At 66.3% G+C, this 6,422-nt stretch carries 5 protein-coding genes; all 5 read left to right on the top strand.

The window, feature by feature from the left end; genetic code table 11:
• Positions 1 to 561: 561 nt before the first annotated feature.
• The 5 genes from ACFVM3_RS41605 (at position 562) to ACFVM3_RS41585 (ending at position 6,240) form a co-directional block, all read left to right on the top strand.
• Entirely contained in the window at positions 562 to 2,103 is a 1,542-nt protein-coding gene (locus ACFVM3_RS41605; RefSeq protein ID WP_378445391.1) for an ABC transporter substrate-binding protein, read from the top strand.
• An 86-nt stretch (positions 2,104 to 2,189) separates the two neighbouring features.
• On the top strand, positions 2,190 to 3,191 hold the full coding sequence (locus tag ACFVM3_RS41600) for an ABC transporter permease (RefSeq protein ID WP_378445389.1): 1,002 nt from the start codon (positions 2,190 to 2,192) through the stop codon (positions 3,189 to 3,191).
• Positions 3,188 to 4,123, top strand: coding sequence for an ABC transporter permease (locus ACFVM3_RS41595; RefSeq protein ID WP_034314615.1), 936 nt, complete (start codon positions 3,188 to 3,190; stop codon positions 4,121 to 4,123). Before ACFVM3_RS41600 ends, ACFVM3_RS41595 begins: the two co-directional genes overlap by 4 nt.
• A gap of 6 nt (positions 4,124 to 4,129) precedes the next feature.
• Complete coding sequence (locus ACFVM3_RS41590; RefSeq protein ID WP_378445387.1) at positions 4,130 to 5,125, top strand: ABC transporter ATP-binding protein; 996 nt, start codon at positions 4,130 to 4,132, stop codon at positions 5,123 to 5,125.
• Positions 5,122 to 6,240 (top strand): ABC transporter ATP-binding protein, encoded by a 1,119-nt coding sequence (locus ACFVM3_RS41585; RefSeq protein ID WP_378445385.1) that lies wholly within the window; start codon positions 5,122 to 5,124, stop codon positions 6,238 to 6,240. The genes ACFVM3_RS41590 and ACFVM3_RS41585 overlap by 4 nt, the downstream gene beginning before the upstream one ends.
• Positions 6,241 to 6,422 lie beyond the last annotated feature (182 nt).

Below are 6,422 nucleotides of genomic sequence, written 5' to 3'. Positions count from 1 at the left end.
GGTGAGTGGTAAGGACGGTTAGAACCGGCCTTACCACTCACGAGAGGCGGCCCGATACCCGCGAATGTCCTGTTTTGTCAGCGATTTCGCGACCAATGACGGGGTCCGGGGCTTGCCCCGGGCGGGTCCGGGGTCGCACCCCGGAAAGACACTGCGTCAGTGACCCATTGGTCGTAGCGGTAAGCACCCATTTGAGTCAGTGACCCGGCACTCTGCGCGTTAGTGGTCCGGAATTGATTACACTCCGTCCGGAATTGCGGACACTTTGCGGTCGTATTGGCCGTCGTGTAGCGCGATCGTAACCTCGCGTGCTTAAGTGCGGGCTGAGTTCCCGCTAGTGTCGGCGGGCACACCGATCGTCCGTGGAGCTCGACTTTCCGACCGACCGGACGGTGCCTAAACACCGAAAATCTCCTCAAGGGGTGCCAGATGCAGCAACTGCGGGTGACCCGAGCACGCCGTGTGGCCCTGATCGGGCTTGCCGGCGCACTCGCGGTCTCCATTTCCGCCTGTGCCGAATCGAAGCGTGAAGAAGGCGCAGGGGGTGGCTCGGGAGGCACGATGGTCTTCGGTGCCGCCGGTAACCCGAAGACGTTCGACCCGCTCTTCAACGACGACGGTGAAACCTTCCGCATCATCCGCCAGATGATGGACACGCTGATCATGAACAAGCCGGGGACCGCGGACCTCGAGCCCGGTCTGGCGGAGAAGTGGGAAGGCAGCAACGAAGGCAAGACCTGGACGTTCACCCTGAAGAAGGGGGTGAAGTTCCACGACGGCACCCCGTTCAACGCGGAAGCGGTCTGCTTCAACTTCAACCGCATGTACAACATGAAGGGCGCCGCCGCCCAGAGTCAGATGATCTACTACGGCGACGTCTTCGAGGGCTTCGCCAAGAACGAGGGCGACGCTTCCGGCGACCCCGTGTTCAAGGACTGCCAGGTCAAGGACGAGTCCACCGCCGTCCTCAACCTGAACAAGGCCAAGGGCGCCTTCCCGGCGGCCTTCACGCTGCCGTCGTTCTCGATCCAGAGCCCGGACGCGCTGAAGAAGTACAACGCCGACGCCGTCACCCAGAGCGGTGACTCGTTCTCCTACCCGGAGTACGCGCTGAAGCACCCCACCGGCACCGGCCCGTTCAAGTTCGAGAGCTGGGACCAGGCCAAGGGTGAGATCACGCTGGTCAAGGCCACCGACTCGCCGACCCAGACGGCCAAGCTCGACAAGCTGGTCTTCAAGGTCATCCCGGACGAGAACGCCCGCAAGCAGGCGCTCAAGGCCGGCGACATCCAGGGCTACGACTACCCGTCGCCCGCGGACTACGGCCTGCTGCGCAACGACGGCGAGCAGGTGCTCATCCGCCCGTCGTTCAACATCCTGTACCTGGGCATCAACCAGAAGAACAACCCGAAGCTGAAGGACCCCAAGGTCCGCCAGGCGCTGGCCTACGGTCTCAACCGTGAGCAGTTCGTGAAGTCGAAGCTCCCCGAGGGCGCCGAGACCGCGACCCAGTTCGTGCCGAAGGCGATCGACGGCTACAACGAGAACGTCACCAAGTACGAATACAACCTTCAGAAGGCGAAAGACCTGCTGAAGGAAGCCGGCGCCGAGGGCATGACGCTGAAGTTCTACTACCCGACCGAGGTCACCCGGCCGTACATGCCGAACCCGGCCGACATCTTCACCTCGCTGTCCGAGGACATGAAGGCCATGGGCATCAAGGTCGAGCCGGTCGCCAAGCCGTGGAACGGTGGCTACAAGGACGACGTCCAGAAGGCCGGCAAGCACGACGTGCACCTGCTCGGCTGGACCGGTGACTACAACGACGCCGGTAACTTCGTCGGCACCTTCTTCGGCCGCGAGAAGCCGGAGTTCGGCTTCAGCAACCCGGAGCTGTTCTCGGCCATCTCGGCCGCGGACGCCGCGCCCGCCGGTGAGGCGCACACCAAGGCGTACCAGGAAGTGAACCAGAAGATCATGGAATACCTGCCCGCCATCCCGATCTCCTACGGCCCCCCGGCGATCGTCGTGGGCCCGAAGGTGAAGGGCCTGGTGGCCAGCCCGCTGACCGACGAGCGTTTCTACACCGTCACGGTCAACTGATCCACCACCACTAGTGGCTCAGGGGGTGGGCGCTACCGCGCTCACCCCCTGAAGTCCATTCCCGGGCTGGCAACAAAGGAACGCACGTGCTCCGTTTTCTCGTGCGTCGGCTGCTACAAGCGATACCGACGCTCTTGATCCTGTCCATTTTGATCTTCGCCTGGCTCCGGTCCCTGCCCGGTGGCCCCGCCGGCGCCCTCCTCGGCGACAAGGCGACTCCGGAGAAGATCGCCGACCTGAACAAGCTTCTCGGCCTCGACGATCCGATTTTCGTCCAGTACTTCAAGTTCCTCGGCCGGGCGATCACCGGCGATTTCGGCAACTCGCTGGTCTCCGCCCAGCCGGTCATGTCGGAGATCGGGAACTTCCTCCCCGCCACGATCGAGCTCGGCTTCTGCGCGATGCTCATCGCGGTGGGCCTCGGCATCCCGTTCGGCTACCTGTCCGCCCGCTTCCGCGGCGGGGCCGTCGACAACGTCATCATCGTGCTCAGCCTGGTCGGTGTCGCCGTCCCGGTGTTCTTCCTCGGCTACATGATGCAGGACCTGCTGGCCGCCCCGCTGGGACTTCCCTCGCAGGGCCGTCAGATGGCGGGTCTCGACGCCACCACCGTCACCGGGTTCGCCGTCCTCGACGGCATCATCACCCAGGAGTGGGACGCCGCCTGGGACGCGATCACCCACCTGATCCTCCCGGCGTTCGCGCTGGCCACGATCCCGCTCGCGGTCATCGTCCGGATCACCAGGGCCTCGGTGCTGGACGTGCTGAACGAGGACTTCATCCGCACGGCCAACTCGAAGGGCCTGACCCAGCCGATCGTGCGGCGCCGTCACGTGCTCCGCAACGGTCTGCTGCCGGTGGTCACCGTCATCGGTCTCCAGACCGGCGCGCTGCTCGGTGGCGCCGTGCTGACCGAGCGGGTGTTCAACTTCCGCGGCCTCGGCTTCCTGCTCGCCGAAGGCATCGAGCGGCGTGACTACCCGCGTCTCCAGGCGCTGCTGCTGTTCGGCGCGCTGGTCTACGTGCTGGTGAACATGCTGGTCGATATCTCGTACGGGCTCATCGACCCGAGGGTGCGTGTCCGATGAACACCTTGCTGAACAAGAAGAAGGAGCCGATCGACAAGCTCGCGGCTTCGTCGGCGAAGGGCCACAGCCTCGGTGGCGAGGCGCTGCGCCGGATGATGCGGAGCCCGGTGGCCATCACCGGCGCCGTGATCACCGGCCTGTTCCTGCTGGTGGCGATCTTCGCGCCGCTGCTGGCGCCGAAGGATCCCTACGAGCGGTATCTGCAGAGCCAGGTCATCCTCGGCCAGGGCATCATCCCGGGCGCTCAGCCCGGATTCCCGCTCGGTGTCGACGACTTCGGCCGCGACTACCTTTCGCGGCTGCTGGTCGGCGCGCAGAACACGCTGCTGGTCGGTGTGCTCGCGACGATCATCGGCGTCGTGGTCGGCATGATCATCGGTGGCCTCGCCGGCGCCTTCGGCGGCTGGGTCGACACCGTGCTGATGCGGCTCGTCGACGTCATGCTGTCCGTGCCGTCGCTGCTGCTGGCGATCTCGGTGGCCGCGCTGTTCCAGAAGCCGAGCCAGTGGACGGTGATCGTCGCGGTTTCGATGGTCAGCGTGCCGATCTTCGCGCGGTTGCTGCGCGGTTCGATGCTCGCGCAGAGAAACAGCGACCATGTGCTCGCGGCGACGTCTCTCGGCGTCAAACGCGGGGCGATCGTGTTGCGGCATATGCTGCCCAACTCGCTCGGCCCGGTCATCGTGCAGGCCACGCTGACCCTGGCGACCGCGATCCTCGAGGCGGCGGCGCTGTCGTTCCTCGGTCTCGGCGACCCGGACCCGAACCGGGCGGAATGGGGCATCATGCTGAGCCGCAGTGCTCGGCAGTTCCTCGACATCCGCCCCGAGCTGGCGTACTACCCGGCGATCGCGATCATCATCGTCGCGCTCGGGTTCACGCTGCTCGGCGAGTCCCTGCGGGAAGCCCTCGATCCGAAGAACAGGCGGTGATTTCTGATGGCACTCCTCGAAGTACGTGACCTCAAGGTCGTTTTCCAGCGACGCGGCGAGAAGCCGTTCACCGCGGTGAACGAGGTCAGTTTCGATGTCGAACCCGGCCAGACGGTCGGTCTCGTCGGCGAGTCCGGATGCGGCAAGTCCGTGACCTCGCTGGCGATCATGCGGCTGCTCGCGAAACGCGGCAACCACGTCAGCGGTTCGGTGTCGTTCGAAGGCACCGATCTGCTCAGCCTGTCGGACAAGGAAATGCGGGACCGCCGCGGCCGTGACCTCGGCATGGTGTTCCAGGATCCGCTGTCCTCGCTGAACCCGGTCATCCCGATCGGGCTTCAGATCACCGAGGTGCTGGAGCGGCATCGCGGGATGTCGCGCAAGGTGGCGTCGGTGGAGGCGGCGGAACTGCTGGACAAGGTCGGCATCCCCGACCCGGCCCGGCGGCTCACCGAGTACCCGCACCAGCTTTCGGGCGGGATGCGGCAGCGCGCGCTGATCGCGATCGCGCTCGCGTGCCGTCCCCGGCTGCTCATCGCCGACGAGCCGACCACCGCGCTCGACGTGACGATCCAGGCGCAGATCCTCGCGCTCCTGCGGGAACTGGTGCAGGACACCGGGACCGCGCTGATCATGATCACGCACGACCTCGGTGTCGTCGCCGGTCTCTGCGACGAGGTCAACGTGCTCTACGGCGGCAAGATCGTGGAGCGGGCGGAGCGGCACTCGCTGTTCGCCGAGCCGCGGCATCCGTACACGCACGGCCTGCTCGCTTCGATCCCGCGGCTCGACGCGGGTCGCGGCGAGAAACTGATCCCCATCAAGGGATCCGTATCCGACAACATCCCGTGGGACGGCGGCTGCGCCTTCGCGCCCCGCTGCCCGAACGCTCTCGGCGTGTGCCGGGAGGTTTCACCGCAGCTGACCCCCGACCGCGGTGGACTGCTGCGCTGCCACAACCCGGTGGTCCCGGCCGTGGCCGCACGAGGAGGGGCCCGATGACGCACGCGGTACCGGAGCAGGAAGTGCTGCTCGAGGTCAACGACCTCAAGGTGCACTTCCCGATCAAACGCGGCATCGTGGTCGACCGGACGGTCGGGTACGTGTACGCCGTGGACGGCGTCGATCTCGCCATCCGCAAGGGTGAAACCTACGGTCTGGTCGGGGAATCCGGCTGCGGGAAGTCCACTTTGGGCAGGGCGATCCTCCGGCTGACCGAGCTGACGAACGGCAACGTCGTCTTCGACGGCACCGACGTCGCGGGCCTCAAGGGCGAGGACCTGCGCAAGGCCCGCCGCCGGATGCAGATGGTCTTCCAGGACCCGATGTCCTCTTTGGACCCTCGGCAGTCGGTGGAATCCATTCTGACCGAAGGAATGAAGGCGCACGGCCTCGCCGACGACAAGGAAACGACCGCCAAGCGGCTGCGCGAACTCCTCGCCGCCGTGGGGCTTCCGGAGTCCTCGCTGCGGAAGTACCCGCACGAGTTCTCGGGCGGCCAGCGTCAGCGCATCGGCATCGCGCGGGCGCTCGCGGTCGAGCCGGACCTGATCGTCGCCGACGAACCGGTGTCCGCGCTGGACGTCTCGGTGCAGGCGCAGGTGGTCAACCTCCTGGAGGACCTGCAGGAGAAGCTCGGGCTCACGTACCTGGTGATCGCGCACGACCTCGCGGTGGTGCGGCATATCTCCGACCGGATCGGCGTGATGTACCTCGGCTCGCTGGTCGAGGAGGCCGACGCCGACACGCTGTACGAGAACCCGCTGCACCCGTACACGCGGGCGCTCCTTTCGGCGATCCCCGTGCCGGACCCGACGGTGGAGGACAGCCGGGAGCAGATCCTGCTCGCCGGCGACCTGCCCTCGCCGGCGCGGCCGCCGTCCGGCTGCCGGTTCCACACGCGGTGCCCGTGGAAGCAGCAGAGCCTGTGCGACACCGACCGCCCGCAGCTGCGGGAGATCGGCGCCGGGCACCGGGTCGCCTGCCACTACGCGGAGGACATCCGCGACGGGCGGATCAAACCGCACGAGGTCAAGGCGGAACTCATCGGTGCCGGGGAGCTGAACCCCGACGTCGGCGGCCTGCCGGACGTCGGCTCGGCGGCGGAGATCCTCTAGCCCAGCGAAGTACCTGAAGGCCCCCTTCATCGCGCTAGACGCAGTGAAGGGGGCCTTCACGTATTCGTCCGCATTTAGTCCTCTGAATGCGTGCAGTCGGTGTTGCGTAACGCCCGTTAGCAAACATCAACCTTGTGGAAGTGGGTTTGGGACAAACCGGTGCCGCGGGGGGAGGAGATGGG

Source organism: Amycolatopsis sp. NPDC057786 (assembly GCF_042797905.1).
GTDB lineage: Bacteria > Actinomycetota > Actinomycetes > Mycobacteriales > Pseudonocardiaceae > Amycolatopsis.
This window is presented reverse-complemented; position numbering and strand designations above follow the sequence as displayed.